Source organism: Pseudoalteromonas sp. B62, from assembly GCF_037162565.1.
In the GTDB taxonomy this organism is placed as follows: domain Bacteria; phylum Pseudomonadota; class Gammaproteobacteria; order Enterobacterales; family Alteromonadaceae; genus Pseudoalteromonas; species Pseudoalteromonas fuliginea.
This window is the reverse complement of the sequence record NZ_JARLVB010000001.1, coordinates 29773-47441: the sequence shown is the minus strand read 5'-3', so window position 1 is coordinate 47441 and position 17669 is coordinate 29773. Positions and strand designations below refer to the sequence as shown.

Sequence of the window (17669 nt, the reverse complement as noted above, 5' to 3'; positions counted from 1 at the left end):
TTCCATGAGGAAATCTTCAGCAATGACAACTAAACACTTCCCTTTGTCGCAAACGCAGCAAGATATTTATTTTGACCAGCTGCATTATCCTGATAACCCATTGTACAATATCGGTGGTTATGTTCGCTTTGGTAGGGTTGATGTAGATAAACTAACTAAAGCTCATCAGATACTTGTTATGCGTCATGACGCATTCGGCATCCGTATTATTGCCGACGATGAAGGCATCCGTCAGACCATTAGCAATGAGCGTACGCTAACTTTATCGGTACATGATTTTTCAACCCTGCCTAATCCCTTAGAAAGTGCCGAACAATGGTTAACCGAGTTGTTTGAAGCGCCACTGGAAATAGAAAATAAAGAGTTATTCAAAGCGTTTGTGTTAAAAATTGCCGATGACGAATATCGTTATATTTGTTTCGGTCATCATCTCTGTATGGATGGGTGGGGATTTGCCAACTGGATCAAACAGCTCGGTGGTTTATACAACGACGATGATACAGTTATTACCGAACAGATCCCGTGGGAGACGATTATCGATGAAGACCTGCGTTATTTGGACAGCAAAAAGTTTCAAAAAGACAAAAGTTATTGGGCGGAGTACTGTCGAGAATTACCTGATAGCTTGTTGCAAGCTCAGCATATTTACAAGATTAAAAATCCTAAAAAGGTGCCCAGCGCACGTGAGGTACTTGATCTTACTACCTACCAAATTGCAGCAGTTGCCGGGTTTGCCAAGCAGTATGGCATTGGTGTTAATCAAGTTTATTTGAACATTTTTGTTATTTATTTCAGTCAATTTTACAAAAGCCGTAAACTAGTTTTCGGGGTGCCGGTACATAACCGTAAAGGCCATAGCCAAAAGGAGATGATCGGGGTATTCACCAGTGTCAGCCCATTGCTGCTGGATGTTGATGATCAACGCTCATTTGTCGACATCAGCAGGGAAATCTTCAGTCAGCAAAAGAAAAACTATCGTCATCAACATTACTCAATCGGTCATTTGAACAATGATTTGAAATTGCCACCGGGGTCTGATTCAGTCTACGATGTTGCATTTAACTACCTCCAGCTTGAAAATGATTTGGTGATCGAAGGTCGTCAGACCCAGTTGGCCTATTTGAGCAATAACCATGATACGACCCCAATCAGCATAACGGTGTGGGCATCTGAAACTAATAATACCGCTGAAATTCAATTTGATTACAACTTTGCCTATTTTGACAGTGCCGACATTGCGTTGATTAAAGCCCGTACCAACCATTTAATTGATACGTTGCTCAGCAATGCCGAAACACCTATCCATCAAATTCAACTTTTGCCAGAGTCCGAGCAAAAGCAATTATTAGACTACAGTGTTAATGACAAACAAGTTGACAGCAGTCAAAACCAACAATTTTATCATCAGTTTGAACAGGCGGTTGCCTACAGACCTGACAGCATTGCTATTGTGGCTCAGGACAGGCAAATTAGCTACAGAGAATTGAATCAAAGTGCCAATCAGTTGGCCGCCTATATTAAAGAGCAGGGCTTAACAGCAGGTGACCGTGTTGGCGTTTGCATTAACCGTTCATGGTATGGCGTGCTGGCATTGCTGGCGACACTTAAAGCGGGTGGTTGTTTTGTGCCACTGGACCCTGATTATCCGGAACAACGCTTGAGCTTTATGCTCAAAGACAGTGCACCTGCATTGTTGATAAGCGAAGCTAAGCTGGTCGATAGCCTAGCTTTCGATCCGAGAAAAATTATTTGTATTGAAAATATTATGGAAGATATTGAGCAATACTCCAGCGCAAATACAGAATTGAAAACGGTAGATTCTGACCCCGCATACATAATCTATACCTCAGGATCTACTGGTCAGCCAAAGGGCGTTGTGGTATCACACCGCGCCATGGCCAATTATTGTGATGTAATTAAAAATGATTATCAGGTTAATAAAGATGATCGCGTATTACAGTTTTCTTCTTTGTCATTTGATATTTTTATCGAAGAAGTTTGCGCTTCATTGGCCGTGGGGGCAGCGTTGGTTGTCAGCAGTGAGGGGATCATGGCCGGGCGCGAACAATTTGTTGGCCAGCTTATCGAAAGCCGCTTGAGCGTGATCACTTTACCCACTGCCTTTTGGCATGGTTTGTGTGCTGACAAAGCCGAGCTTGAAAAGCTTAACAACAGCGATTTGCGACTTGTGATCCTCGGTGGCGAAGCTATGTCTTTCAAAGCGTTGCAGAAATGGAAACAGGTTGTTGACCGCAAAGTTCGACTTCTAAACACCTATGGTCCAACAGAAGCAACCGTTGTTGCCAGTGTATTTGATACGGCAGACTATAAAGGTCAGAACCAACAAGTGCCTATTGGACGGCCTGCCAGTGGTTCACAGCTTTTTGTCCTAGATGACAATCGTGGTGAAGTGGCAGTAGGTCACGTTGGGGAGCTGTATATCGGAGGTCAAAGACTGGCAGAAGGTTATCATAATCTCGCCGATATGACCGATGAGAAATTCATTACTACTGACGCCGGTGATAGGCTTTACCAAACTGGCGATATGGTACGTTGGTTGCCAGATGGCAACCTTGAATTTGTTGGCCGTGTTGACTACCAGATTAAGCTGCGTGGGTTCCGTATCGAACTCCCTGAAATTGAAGCTGCTATTTTGGCTTGTGAACAGGTCAGTGAATGCCTTGTTTTACTGAACGACGAACCAAAACAATTAGTTGCCTATGTCGTTGCTCAGAATACGGCAGAATTAACGGTACAGTTGCAACAACAACTTGCGCAGAAGCTGCCAGGTTATATGATCCCGTCTGTTTATGTTGTATTGGATGCCATGCCGTTGACAACAGCCGGTAAGGTTGATCGCAAAGCATTACCACAGCCAGATAAAGCTGACCAATTTGGTCGTTATCTTGCACCACAATCCAATATGGAAAAAACCTTATGCCAAATCTGGCAAGACGTACTGGGTCTTCAGCAGGTTGGTATTAACGATAACTTCTTCAGTATCGGCGGTGACTCCATCATGACATTGCAGGTGATTTCCAGTGCCCGTGCGCAGGGGGTCCAAATTACTGCCAGACAGGTATTTGAATTTAATACGATTGCTGAACTGGCGATGCAGGCAATTACGAAAAAACTGAAACAGTCTTTCAAGGCGACAGCCTGGGCAAGCAAATTTTGCTGCCAATCATGCAGCAGTGGTTAAATGTGGACCCTACAGACCAGCATCACTTCAATCAGTCGCTATTGTTACAGGTGCCAGTAGATTTTACTGCCGAGCAGCTAAATCCCTTGATGAATGCCTTGTGTCAGCGTCATGACGCACTTCGACTGATCTTTTCAAAACAAGACAACCAATGGTTGGCCAACTACACCACAGTTACGCCAATGATGATTGACGATGCGATCAGCTATCAGGATTTACGTGGTTTGTCGCATTCAGATTATCAAACCCGTCTGGCCGAAATTGGCCAGCAGGCACAAAGCAGTTTTATATTGGGTGAAGGCGTGTTGTTTAAAGCCGTTTACTTAGAAGCCGATGGCAATGACAGTCGAGTATTACTGGTAATGCATCACATGATTGTTGATGGTGTTTCCTGGCGTGTTTTGTTACAAGATTTGACTCTGGGTTATCAGCAACTTGTCGCGGGCAATGCTGTTAAGCTAGCGGCCAAAACTAATTCATTGCAGCAATGGGGAGAGTTTTTAGTCGATTATGCCCAAACTGAACAGCTTGTAGCTGAGCGAGCAGATTGGTTGGCTCAGCTTAATATTGAAGTGCCGGCATTGTTGGTTGATCATCAGGTTGAAGATAACCGTCACAGTACTACACAAAAAATAACCGTCAAACTTGACCAAAGCCATACACAGGCGTTGTTAACCGGTTGTCATCAGGCTTATCACACAGAAATTAATGACCTATTGTTATCGGCTTTGTTCATCGCAATGAGTCGCTGGACAGGTCAGGATAAAGTTCGCGTTGATTTGGAAGGCCATGGCCGCGAAGCGTTAAGTAACAAATTGGATCTCAGTCAAACCATCGGCTGGTTCACCAGTGTTTATCCGGTAACGTTAAACGTAACCGAGCCTGATTCAATCACACAAGTGATCAAAGCGGCCAAAGAGCAATTGCGCAATGTGCCAAACCATGGCATTGGTTTTGGTTTGTTACACGATTTAGCAGCCGACGAAGATTTAAAAGCCGCAAGGTTAGCTGCGCCTTCTTCGATTGTATTTAACTACCTGGGTCAGTTTGACCACCACGCCGACAGTGATACCTTGTTCACTATGGCTGAAGGGTTTGCCGGAGACGCCATCAGTAAAAATCGTCAAAGAGAGTATGTGATTGGCTTCAACGGCATGGTAACCAGTGCTAACTTGGCCTTTGAGATGGACTATAACGGTTTGAGCTTTGACTGTGAAACCATGCAAACACTGGCTGATGCGTTTGAAACTGCGTTAAAAGACATCATCAATCACTGTCAAAATGCTAGTGTCAGCAGCTTTACCCCGAGTGATTTTCCGCTGGCTACCGTAAGTCAGTCACAGCTGGATCAATGGCAGCAGCAATATCCGAAATTTGAAAACCTTTATGCCTCAACACCGATGCAACAAGGCATGTTGTTCCACAGTGCGTTGGAACAGTCTTCTTATTTGACCCAGTTATCGATGGATTTGGGGCAAGATTTAAACGTAGATGCCTTTAAGAGCGCCTGGCAGAAAATGCAACAGCAATATCCGGTATTGCGCACTGTTTTTGTTGGCAAACAAATGGACCAACTGGTGTTGTCAGCATCGGTATTACCATGGTTTGAAGATGACTGGTCAACTGGCTCAGGATCATTTGAAAGCAAATTTGACGAGTATTGTCAGGCCGATAAGCTCAAAGGTTTTGATATCGAGTTTGGGCCTTTGATGCGCTTTGCCCTGATCCGTCAATCGAATGATAAATTTCGTTTTCTGTGGACTAGTCACCACGCCTTGCTTGATGGTTGGTCAGTGGCTAATCTTTTTGCCGAAGTATTCCAGACTTATCACAGCTTAAACACGGGTGAGCAGATTCAATCGAGAGCAGTACCTGCTTATGCGAACTACATTAAATGGTTGCAACAAAAAGATAGTGGTGTTGCCGAAAATTACTGGCAGGAAACATTAAAAGACGTTGAGGTCACAACCCGTCTGGGTGTTGAAAAGCCAGTGGTTGGCGAAAATACTACTGCCGCCCCAGTGATGCGCTTGTTGCTGGAAGCATCTCAGACAGAACAACTGCAACAACTGGCGCGACGCAGTAATTCAACCTTAAATACCGTTATTCAGGGCGCATGGGCTTACTTGCTGCATCGTTACAGCGGTGAAGAGCAGGTGGTGTTCGGTGAAACCGTTGCTGGTCGACCTGAAGAATTGAACGGTGTTGAGCAAATGGTTGGTTTGTTTCTTAATACATTACCTGTGTGCGTTGATTTTTCACAAGATCAACCACTTGAATCATGGTTACAGGATCTGTATCAGTCCAGTATTACCCGTAAAGAGCATGGTTATTTGTCTTTGCCTGCGATTCAGGCGACAAGCCCGTTAGGCCATGATGTTGCTTTGTTTGATTCATTGGTGGTTTTTGAAAACTACCCGATAGACGAAGCTATTAAAAATCCGCAATCTGTTTTTGACCTTGATTCACTTAAAAATGACGAGCAAAGCAACTTCGCTTTGACCTTACAGGTTATGCCGGGCGAGCGATTGGAATTGTTGCTCAAGTATAACGCGGAGCAATTTACAGATGTTACCATCACCCGCATTTTGTCTGCGATGCAGGAAATTCTTGTCGGCTTTGCTAATGATATTACTGATGTTAAACAGCTATCTCTGGTATCGAGCAGCGATAAAGCGCAACAGCAGCAATTGATGCAAATGCATGGTGAATATCCAAAAGCTAGTACCATCGTCGAGCTATTTGAACAACAGGTAGAGCAACATGCTGACAATGTTGCCATGTTGTCAGATGATGAAAACATCAACTATGCAACGCTTAACCAACAGGCCAATCAACTGGCCAATTATCTGATAGAGCAGGGCGTAATCCAGGGCAGTTTTGTTGGTCTTTGTATGCATCGGGGCGCAGACATGATTGTCGCCATGCTGGCCATTTTAAAAGCGGGTGCTGCTTATGTGCCAATCGATCCGGATTATCCAGGCGAGCGTGTCGACTACATGCTTAAAGACGCAGATCTTAAAGTGGTGTTGACCCACAGCGAATGTATGTCTGTGTTTTCATCTCATTCAATTGCACCAATTGCGGTAGATGTATTATTTCAGGCCGGGACTTTAGAGCAATTGGGTGTAGATAATCTAACAATAATACCAACCGACCCTGCAAAACAGTTAGCTTATGTCATCTATACATCAGGCTCCACCGGTAAGCCTAAAGGGGTTGTTGTCAATCAGTTGAACGTAGTGCGTTTGGTTAAAAATACCCGCTATGTAGAATTGAACGAAAAAGACGTAATTGCACAGGCGTCTAACTGTTCTTTTGATGCCGCGACCTTTGAAATTTGGGGGGCATTGTTAAACGGTGCCCAACTGCAATTTGTTAGCAAAGAAGTGTTGCTTGACGCTAAGTTGTTGAGTGAAACACTGGTAGATAAAAAGATCACAACCCTGTTCTTGACCACCGCGCTTTTCAATCAAATGTCGTTGATCAACCCCGCTGGTTTCAGCACGCTTAAAAACGTACTGTTTGGTGGTGAGTTAGTCGACAACGATGCTGTCTCGCGTATATTCACAGCAGGTAAGCCGACTAACCTATTACACGTTTACGGCCCTACTGAAAACACCACTTTCAGTACAAGTTACAACATTAAAGAACTGTCACAAAACACCGATTACCCTATAGGTCAAGCCATAGATGGCGGCTTTGCTATGGTCATGGATCCGTTGCAAAACCTCTTGCCTATCGGCATTGTCGGAGAGTTGGTATTGGGTGGTGACGGTATCGCCATGGGTTATCTTAACCAGTCAAAACTGAACGCTGATACTTTTATCGAGCACGCGCAATACCCGGGCCAGAAGTTATATCGTACCGGTGATTTGGTGCGTTTACGTGAAGACGGCGAATTGGTCTTTGTTGGTCGTGTAGACGATCAGGTGAAAATTCGCGGTTTCAGAATCGAGCCGGGTGAAATTGTCCGAACCTTGAATTTAAACGAAGGCGTTGACGAGTCGTTCATTTTGGTCAGCGGTTCAGGCTCAGACAAACAACTGATTGCCTATCTGGTGCCCAGTGCATCTGTAACTGCCAATGCTGAATTTATCAATGAAGTGTGCCAGTGGCTTAAAGGCCGTTTGCCTGAATATATGCAACCAGCCACTTTTATTGCTCTTGATAAACTACCGTTAAGCCAAACAGGTAAAGTCGATCGCAAAGCCTTACCAGCGCCGGACATGAGTCAATGGATGCAGACTGAATTTGTCGCTCCGGTGACTGACACCGAGCAAAAATTATGTGCTGTATGGGCGCGATTGTTAAAGCTTGAAAAAGTCAGTACCAATGCATCGTTCTTCGAATTGGGTGGTCATTCACTTTTGGTGACTCATTTAACCAGTGCTGTTAACAGCGCGTTCTCAGTGAGTTTGAGCTTGCGACAGGTGTTTGATAACAATACCGTTGGAGAACTGGCTAAAGTGATTGAAAACAGCCATGCAACGGTTGTGGTTAAATTACCGGTGGTCTCCAGAGAGCAAGAGCTTCCTGCATCATTTACCCAGCAACGCTTTTGGTTTATCGACCAGCTTGAAGGTGGCAGTCATTACAATTTGCAAAGCATTTTTCAGTTAAGCGGACAGTTTGACCACACTTGTTTTGAGCGTGCATTAAGCGCTTTGGTTGAACGTCATGAAGTACTTAGAACTACCTTTACCGATCGTGGTGGTCAGGCTTATCAATTAATCCAAAGTGCAGTCAGCATTATTCTTGAACAGGCTAGTGTGGTTGACTTGCCCGTCAATGAAAAAGTAACAGAGATTGAAAAACTTGCTCGTGAGCAGGTGCTAAAACCGTTTGATTTGACCTGTGAACTGATGTTGCGTGCCAATGTTGTGGTGCAGGGGCAGGACGATCACGTATTGATCCTAACTGTACCGCATATCGCCTTTGACGGTGTAAGTTTAAGCATATTCACTCGCGAGTTAAGCGAGTTGTATACGGCATTTGTTAACAATAAAGCCAATCCGTTGCCGCCGTTAACAGTACAATATGCCGATTTCGCTTGCTGGCAACGTAATTGGTTCCAGGGGAGGTACAGTCTCAGCAGCTTGATTACTGGCGTGAGCAACTTACCGAGCTGCCGCTGGTGCACCGCTTGCCCCTTGATAAAAAACGCCCACCAAAGCAGACTTTTGTTGGCTCAGAATACAGCTGTCGCTTAAACCACCGCTTGACAGAACAGGTCAAATCATTGGCCCAAAGCCACAACGTGACCTTGTTTATGTTGCTGCAAACTGCATTCTCGGTATTGCTGGGTCGTTATGCCAATGAGACCGATATTGTGATGGGTACACCCATTGCCAGTCGCAGCCATGAAGATGCCGAGCCACTGATAGGCTTTTTCGTCAATACCCTAGTATTGCGCTCGAAACTGGAGGGTGATCCCCGTTTTACCGACTTGCTCGGTGACAACAAACAAATGGTGCTGGATGCCTTTACCCATCAGCATCTGCCGTTTGACCTGTTGGTGGATGAATTAATTTCACATCGCAGATCCGATCATAACTCACTGTATCAAGTGATCTTTACCGTCGAAAATTATCAGCCGGCGGTGTTTGATTTTGCGGGTTTGACCCTTAAACCGTTTGAAACCCAAACCAAACAGCACAGCCCTGACTATGAGCTGGGTCTGCATGTCACCGATATGGACGACGGCTTGAGTTTGGTATGGGATTTCAATACTAGTGTGTTTACTGAACAGACAGCCAAACGACTGGCAGAAAGCTTTGAGATCATGCTGAGTGCCATCGTTGATATGCCGGAGCAGAATATTCAGTCATTGCCGTTACTCGATACAGCGCAGCAACAGTCAATCCTGACCGAATGGAATAACACCGCCAGCGATTTTGACAGCAATGCCTGTATCGGCCAGCTATTTGAAGCGCAGGTGGCTGCGAATCCCAACAATATTGCCGCGGTTTTTGAAGGTGAGTCATTGACTTATCAAGCACTGAATGAGCAGGCCAATCAAGTCGCAAGATTTCTGGTAGAAAATCAGGTCAAGGCGGATACCTTGGTAGCACTGTGTATTGATCGCTCACTGGATATGTTCATTGGCATGGTGGGCATTGTCAAAGCCGGTGGTGCTTATTTGCCGATTGACCCTAACTTGACCAAAGAGCGCATCGACTTTATGATCGCTGATGGCAGTGTTGAACTGATACTGACCAGCAGCAAAGTGATGTCAAAGCATGATTTTGACAACTTCAAAGTATTGTCACTGGATGAAAGGCTCCGGGCAGGCGCATTGACCGGGTACAGTACCAAAAACCTTGATATCAGCGGTCAAAGTTCTGAACAATTGGCCTACGTGATATATACCTCCGGTTCAACAGGACAGCCAAAAGGTGTAATGGCCAGCCACAAAAACGTGGTTCGTTTAACCAGTGGCGCTGATCAATACATAGGTATTGACCAGCCGCTTAAAGTGTTGCAGGCAGCGCCAATCTCTTTTGACGCTGCCACCTTTGAAATTTGGCTACCGCTGCTCAGTGGTGGCACTGTTTGCTGTTACCCACATGAGCAAATTGATGTTGACCAAATTAACTGCACCATCGAACAAAACGGGATCAATCTGGCATGGTTGACCGCCGGACTGTTTGACGTGTGGGTTGACGGTAAAGATACCGCCCAAACACAGCTGCTTACCATAGTGACCGGTGGTGATGTGGTATCTGCCAAGTCAGTTACCCGTTTGTATGATATGAATCCGAATATTCGGGTTGTGAATGGTTACGGGCCGACAGAATGTGTCACTTTTGCCTGTTGTCATGTTATCAACCGGGATATTGACCCTGCGCAGTCATTGCCTATCGGTCGCCCCATTGCCGACACTTTGGTATATGTATTGTCGGAGCAGGGCCAGCCTGTGCCAGTAGGAGCCGTTGGTGAGCTGCATATCGGTGGTGATGCCGTGTCCCGTGGTTACTTGAATCAAGCTGCTTTGACTCGGGAGAAGTTCATTGTTAACCCATTCAATGACGATGCGGCTGCGCGACTGTACAAAACCGGCGATTTGGTTCGTTGGCTGCCACAAGGCGTGATTGAATATATCGGCCGTATAGATAGCCAAATAAAACTACGTGGTTTCAGAATTGAGCTGGGTGAAATCGAACAACACTTAAGTAGCTGCACTGATGTCAAAGATGCGGTAGTCACTTACCATCAGGGTAATTCCCATCAAGACAGTTATCTGGTGGGTTATGTATTGACTGAGGCAAGCAACGAAGGTGTACAAGCATCACAATTGCGTGCGCAACTACAGGCTAGGCTGCCTGAGTACATGGTACCGTCGGTCTTTATGAACATGGACAAAATGCCGTTGACTAGCAATGGTAAAGTGGATCGTAAAAGGCTGCCTGAGCCTGATTTGAACCAGATGACACAGACACAATATGTCGCACCATCTACCGCTACCGAAGTGCAACTGTGTCAAATTTGGTCAGATTTGTTGTCAGTAGAAACCATTTCAGCCGACCTGCCGTTTTTTGTTTTGGGGGAAACTCGCTGCTTGTCATGACCCTGACCGCCGCCATTAATGAAACGTTCTCTGTGATTGTGGCGTTGCGTGATGTGTTTGAACACAACACCATTCATGCACTCGGTGCATTGATTGACAGTGTGGTAACGGTTAAACATGTCAACATCAGCAAGGTCTCGCGCGATAGTGTTTTGCCGTTGTCTTTTGCCCAGCAACGATTGTGGCTGGTTGATCAACTTGAAGGCAGTAGCCATTACAATGTGCAAAACAAGTTGCGCCTTAAAGGTGATTTTAATTACGGTGCTTTTGAACAAGCATTATCCAGCCTTATTGAACGTCATGAAGTGTTGCGCACCTGTTATGTTGAGCGTGACGGCCAAACTTGTCAGGTAATTCAACCTATGCCCAGGTTTGTGCTTGAGCAAGTAACGCTGAACTCGGCTGACCAATATAAGCAAGTTAAACAATACGCTATGGATCAGGCAAGTCAGTCGTTTGATTTGAGCTGTGATTTGATGTTACGTGCGCAGATCATCGAGCTTGAAACGTCTGAAAGATTCCTTCTGTTAACCATTCATCACATTGCTTTTGATGGTGTTTCCCTCGGTGCATTCACTCGCGAATTGGGCGCTTTGTATCAAGGATATATCACAGGTCAACTTCCCGAATTAGCACCGATGCCAATTCAGTATGCCGATTTTTCTCATTGGCAGCGTAACTGGTTGCAGGGCGAAGAACTTCAGGGACAGCTCAACTTCTGGGCTCAGTATCTAGCCGATATCCCAACGGTACATAGCTTGCCACTGGACAAACCGCGTCCGGCAAAACAAACCTTTGTCGGAGTCGGCCATGCCACTGTTATCGATAGTGATTTGACCGCACAAATCAAATCTTTATGTCAAGACCACAACTCAACCCTGTTTATGTTTTTGCAAACGACTTTCTCAGTCATGTTGGCTCGTTACTCAAATGAAACCGATATTGTGATTGGTAGCCCGGTTGCGGGCAGAACTCAGGCTGAAGTGGCTTCGATGGTTGGTTTCTTTGTCAACACACTGGTACTTCGCTGTAATCTTGAGGGTAATCCAAGCTTTAGTGATTTGCTGGCCGTACAAAAAACACAGTTGCTTAAAGCCTTTGACCATCAGCATATGCCGTTTGAGGTATTAGTAGACGAACTTAGGCCCCAGCGCAGTTTGGCTCATCACGCCTTATATCAAGTGGTGTTTGCTGTGCAGAACTTTGATCACGGTAATCTTGAGTTTGGCGATCTAAGTCTTGAACCGTTTGAAAGCGATGACATTCAATTGAGTCCAGACTATGAACTGGGTCTGCACGTTACTGAAAAAGACGGTGAACTGGAACTTTACTGGTCATGCAATACCGCAGTATTTGAAGTTGAGACCCTTGAACGTTTCTCCCAAACCATGCAAGTATTGCTTAGAGGCATTGTTGCCGCCCCAGACACCAGCATTCAGGCATTGCCGCTACTTGATACTGCGCAGCAACAGTCAATCCTGATTGACTGGAATAACACCGCCACCGATTTTGACAGCAAAGCCTGTATCGGTCAGATGTTTGAAGCGCAGGTAGCAGCGACCCCCAATAATGTAGCAGCGATTTTTGAAGATAAGTCACTGACTTATCAAGAACTGAATGAGCAGGCTAATCAGGTCGCCGGATTTCTGGTTGAAAATCAGGTTAAAGCGGATTCTTTGGTCGCGCTGTGTGTTGATCGCTCTCTGGATATGTTTATTGGTATGCTGGGCATTGTTAAAGCCGGTGGTGCCTATTTGCCGATTGACCCGAACCTGCCGGAAGACCGCATCGACTTTATGATCGAAGATGCCGGTATTGAATTGGTATTGACTAGTAGCGAATTGATGTCAGAGCTTGATTTTGATGACTTGAAAGTATTGCCGCTGGATGAAAGCATCCGTTCACGCATATTGACCAAATACAGCACAAACAACCTTGATAGTGTGGAGCAACATTCGGATCATCTAGCGTATGTGATCTATACCTCTGGTTCAACAGGACAGCCAAAAGGTGTTATGGCCAGCCATAAAAATGTGGTTCGCTTAACTTGTGGAGCAGCTCAGTACATAGGTATCGATGAGCCGCTTAGAGTGTTGCACGCCGCACCAATCTCTTTTGACGCGGCAACCTTTGAAATTTGGGTGCCGCTGTTAAATGGCGGCACTGTGTGTTGTTACCCGCAAGACAAAATTGATGTTAACCAAATCAACCGTACCATAGTCGAAAATAAGATCAATCTGGCGTGGTTGACGGCAGGGCTGTTTGACGTGTGGGTTGACGCAAAAGATACCGCACATACACCATTGCGCACGATAGTGACCGGTGGTGATGTGGTATCTGCCAAGTCAGTAGCATGCTTGTATGATATGAATCCGAACATCAGGGTAGTTAACGGTTATGGCCCGACAGAATGTGTCACCTTTGCTTGTTGTCATGTTGTCGACCGTGATATCGAATCAGTCCAATCACTTCCTATCGGGCGAGCCATTGCCGATACTTTGGTTTATGTTTTGTCTGATCAGGGTCAGCCTGTGCCGATAGGTGCTGTTGGTGAACTGTACATCGGTGGTGATGGAGTATCCCGTGGTTATTTGAATCAGGCGGCATTGACAGAAGAAAAATTCATTGCCAACCCCTTTAGTGATGATGCGGCTTCGCGACTTTACAAAACTGGTGATTTGGTTCGCTGGTTACCACAGGGTGTGGTTGAATATGTTGGCCGTGTTGATCATCAGATCAAACTGCGTGGTTTCAGGATTGAGCTTGGCGAAATCGAACAACACCTACGCAGTTGCACCGATGTTAAAGATGCGGTAGTTACTTATCATCAGGATAGTTATCTGGTGGGTTATGTCCTGTCTGAGACAGGCAATGAAGATATAAAAACGGCGCAATTGCGTACGCAACTACAGCTCAGATTGCCAGAGCACATGGTACCGTCGATCTTTATGAGCATAGACAAAATGCCGCTGACCACCAATGGTAAAGTAGATCGAAAACGTTTGCCTGAGCCTGATTTAAATCAGATGATGCAGGTACAATATGTCGCACCAACAACCGAAACCGAACAGCGTTTGTGTCAAATCTGGTCTGAATTGTTGCCGGTAGAGACCATTTCAGCCGACGTGCCGTTTTTCGATTTTGGTGGTAACTCATTGCTAGCAATGAGTTTGACCACAGCCATCAATGAAGTGTTCTCTGTTACCGTGGCGCTGCGTGATGTGTTTGAACATAGTACAGTTATTGCACTTTCTGTAGTGATCGATAGTGCTGCAACGGTTGAACATGTCAGCATTAGCAACGTAGCTCGCGACAGTGTATTGCCGTTATCTTTTGCCCAGCAGCGCTTGTGGTTTATCGACCAGTTAGAGGGCAGCAGTCATTATAATATGCCAAGCCCGCTGGTATTCTGCGCCGAACTTGATATTTCCATCCTTGAGCATGCGCTTGGAACCATTATGGAACGTCATGAAATTCTGCGAACTATTTACGTAGAGATTGACGGACAGCCTTGTCAAACCATTCAAAGTAATTCCGAGTTTAAACTTGAACAGACGTCTTTGACTTACTTACCATTTGAACAGCAGCAACAAGAGCTTGAACAAAGAGTACAGGCCGAAACGGCACGAGTGTTCGATTTGAGCGCCGATTTAATGTTGCGAGCGAGCATCGTAACCGTTAACAACGCTGAAGGTGATATCGAACATGTATTGTTGCTGATGCTGCATCACATCGCGTTTGATGGTTGGTCAATGGGGTTTTTACTGACGAACTTAACCGTTTGTATAGTGCTTTTGTTAACGGCAAAGCAAACCCATTGCCAGCACTTGAGCTGCAATATGTTGATTACGCTAACTGGCAGCGAAAGCGGTTAGTAGGTGATGAACTGGTCAAAGGTCTGGGGTACTGGTCACAACATTTGGCAGGTATGCCACCGGTGCACAGTTTGCCGCTGGATTATCCACGGCCCAAACAGCAATCTTTTGTTGGTATCACTCAAAAGCGTCCATTGAATCCTGAGCTGGGTCGTTCGATTCAGGCTTTGTGCCAGAGCAAAGACGTTACGCTGTTCATGTTGCTGCAAAGTGCATTTTCAGTGTTGATCGGGCGTTATTCCAATGAAACAGATATCGTGATTGGTACGCCGACTGCCGGACGTGATCATCAGGATCTTGAGCAGATGATTGGATTCTTTGTTAATACTTTGGTGCTGCGCAGCGATCTTGAAGGTAATCCTTCCTTCACTGAATTGCTGGCGGAAAACAAAACCCGTTTACTTGATGCCTACACCTATCAGTACATTCCGTTTGAAATGTTGGTAGAAGAGCTAAAACCTGAGCGTAGTATGAGTTATGGTCCGCTTAACCAGATTGTGTTTGCGGTACAAAACTTTGAACATGGCGAGCTGGACATGTCTGGCGTGACAACCCGTGCTTACGAAAACGATGACAAGCAGCTTAGTCCTGATTTTGAACTGGGTCTGCATGTTAACTTTGATGGCGACAATCTGATCTTTGATTGGTCTTGCAATACGGCTGTGTTTAATGAGCAAACCCTTGAACGCTTCGGTAACAGTATGGAAATTCTGTTGCAGGGTATTGTAGCTAACCCAGACACTAACATTCAGTCGTTGCCAGTACTTAGCGAGCAAGAGCGCAATACGCTGATTGATGAGTTGAATGATACCGCAGTTGAATACCCTAAAGAGTTATGTATTCACGAAGTGTTTGAAGCGCAGGTTGTACTGAATCCACAGGCTATAGCCGTGGTGTATGAAAACAACAGCTTAAGCTATGAGCAACTTAACCTTCAAGCCAACCAGTTGGCTCACTATCTCAAGGTGTTAGGGGTTAAATCTGGTCATTTGGTCGGGCTGTGTATTGAGCGTTCACTGGATATGGTGATTGGTCTGTTGGCAATCCTTAAAGCGGGTGGAGCATATGTGCCACTTGATCCTAGTTATCCAGTTGATCGCCTTAACCATATGCTCAGCGATTCCAACGCACAGTTGTTGCTGACCCAACGTAACAGCTTTACCCAGTCATCTTTTGCTGAAACTATGCAGAAAGTTTACATCGATGACCGCAGTGAATGGACTAATGAAGCAATAACCAATATGGATAAAGACGACATTGGTCTGACTTCATCTGATTTGGCGTACATGATTTACACCTCTGGTTCTTCAGGTAAACCCAAAGGAGTTATGATTGAACATCATAACGTGCTTAATTTGTTTACCGGTTTGGATAAGCAGTTTGGAACATCACAAGGTCAGGACCACTGGCTTGCTGTGACCAGTATCAGTTTTGATATCTCGGTGCTGGAATTGTTCTGGACCCTTGGTAACGGCCACAAAGTGGTGGTTCAACCAGACCGTCCGGTGCCGGTTGAAAACACCAAGGCACTTGACTTCAGTTTGTTCTATTTTGCCGCTGAAGAAAGTAATCAGTCGGTTAATAAATACCATTTGTTGTTTGAAGGGGCCAAATTTGCTGATACTCACGACATGGCAGCGATTTGGGTCCCTGAACGTCACTTTGCAAGCTTTGGTGATCCGTTCCCGAACCCATCTGTAGCTGCTGCTGCGGTTGCTGCTATTACTAATAATATTGCTATTCGTTCGGGTAGTGTGGTATTGCCACTGCACGACCCAATACGTGTCGCCGAAGAATGGTCGATGGTAGATAACATCTCCAATGGTCGCGTTGAATTATCCCTGGCTTCCGGTTGGCATCCAAATGATTTTGTTTTAGCCCCTGATGATTATCATACCCGTCATCAGAAGTTACAAACCAATACCGAAGTGCTCAAAGAGTTCTGGAAAGGTGCGCCAATGCTGCGCACCAATGGTATAGGAAAAGAAGTAGAGATTTATCTGCACCCACAACCGGTGCAAAAAACATTGCCGACCTGGATCACTGCCGGTGGCAATCCCGAGACTTTCCGAAATGCAGGATTGACTGGTGCGCACTTGTTGACCCATTTGTTGAGCCAGGGCAAAGAAACCCTTGGAAAAAACATCAAGGTTTATCAGGACGCCTTAGTAGAAGCCGGTTACCGCGTCGAGGACTTCAAGGTTGCCGTGATGCTCCATACCTTTGTCGGCGAGAACATTGACGAGGTTAAAGCGATTGTTGAAAAACCTTTCAAAAACTACCTGCGTCAGTCTATTAATCTGCTTAGACCTCTGGCAGAGCAAGCGGGTCTTGACCTGTACAACGACGTAGATGCCCTGTTGGACATGGGTTTTGAACGTCATTTCCAAACCAGCGGCCTGATGGGCACGCCTCAGAGCTGTATGAGCCAGATTCAAGAGCTACAGGAAATTGGTGTGACAGAGCTTGCCTGTTTGATTGACTTTGGCGTTGATCATCAACTGAGCATAGATCATTTGCCGCAGTTACATCAATTGCAGCAAAATGTCAGGCAGTTGGCAGGACAACAGCAATTGCTGGCCAGGCGTCTTGAGAACCACTGGTCACCTGCGCAACTGATGACTGAACATCAGATTACCCACATGCAGTGTACACCTACATTTGCCCATGAAATGGTAATGGAAACTGATGGTCAATCGGCACTTGGTCAACTTAAACACTTGTGTATTGGTGGTGAAGCATTATCCCCAGAGCTTGCCTCACAAGTACTAAGCCATATGCAAGGTCAGGTGTTTAATATGTACGGCCCTACTGAAACTACGGTGTGGTCGGCCATTTCAGATGTTACGCTGACAAGTGTTGATCTTGGCGCACCCATTGCTAACACTCAATTCTATGTAGTGGATCAATATCAGCAATTAGTGCCAAGAGGTACTGTGGGAGAATTGTTTATCGGCGGTGACGGCGTAACGCGTGGTTATTACCAGCGCGAAGAGCTGACTGCTGACAAGTTTATCAATAA

The 17669-nt window shown here is 45.5% G+C and carries 3 protein-coding genes and 1 pseudogene; all 4 read left to right on the top strand.

Features of this window, described 5'->3' with window-relative positions; translation table 11 throughout:
- The first annotated feature begins 22 nt into the window (after nucleotides 1-22).
- Entirely contained in the window at nucleotides 23-3202 is a 3180-nt protein-coding gene (locus tag P4S71_RS00075) for a non-ribosomal peptide synthetase (RefSeq protein WP_337149789.1), read from the top strand.
- Entirely contained in the window at nucleotides 3187-8415 is a 5229-nt protein-coding gene (locus tag P4S71_RS00070) for an amino acid adenylation domain-containing protein (protein WP_337149788.1), read from the top strand. The genes P4S71_RS00075 and P4S71_RS00070 overlap by 16 nt, the downstream gene beginning before the upstream one ends.
- On the top strand, nucleotides 8349-10772 hold the full coding sequence (locus tag P4S71_RS00065) for a non-ribosomal peptide synthetase (protein WP_337149787.1): 2424 nt from the start codon (nucleotides 8349-8351) through the stop codon (nucleotides 10770-10772). The genes P4S71_RS00070 and P4S71_RS00065 overlap by 67 nt, the downstream gene beginning before the upstream one ends.
- Nucleotides 10769-17644 (top strand): annotated as a pseudogene (locus P4S71_RS22975) (MupA/Atu3671 family FMN-dependent luciferase-like monooxygenase); the annotation flags it as partial. The gene P4S71_RS00065 and the pseudogene P4S71_RS22975, both read left to right, overlap by 4 nt.
- Between the last annotated feature and the right edge of the window lie 25 nt (nucleotides 17645-17669).

Bases quoted from the DNA above. Each gene is read 5' to 3' on its own strand.
- P4S71_RS00075 (WP_337149789.1), top strand. From the start codon at position 23: ATGACAACTAAACACTTCCCTTTGTCGCAAACGCAGCAAGATATTTAT.
- P4S71_RS00070 (WP_337149788.1), top strand. From the start codon at position 3,187: ATGCAGCAGTGGTTAAATGTGGACCCTACAGACCAGCATCACTTCAAT.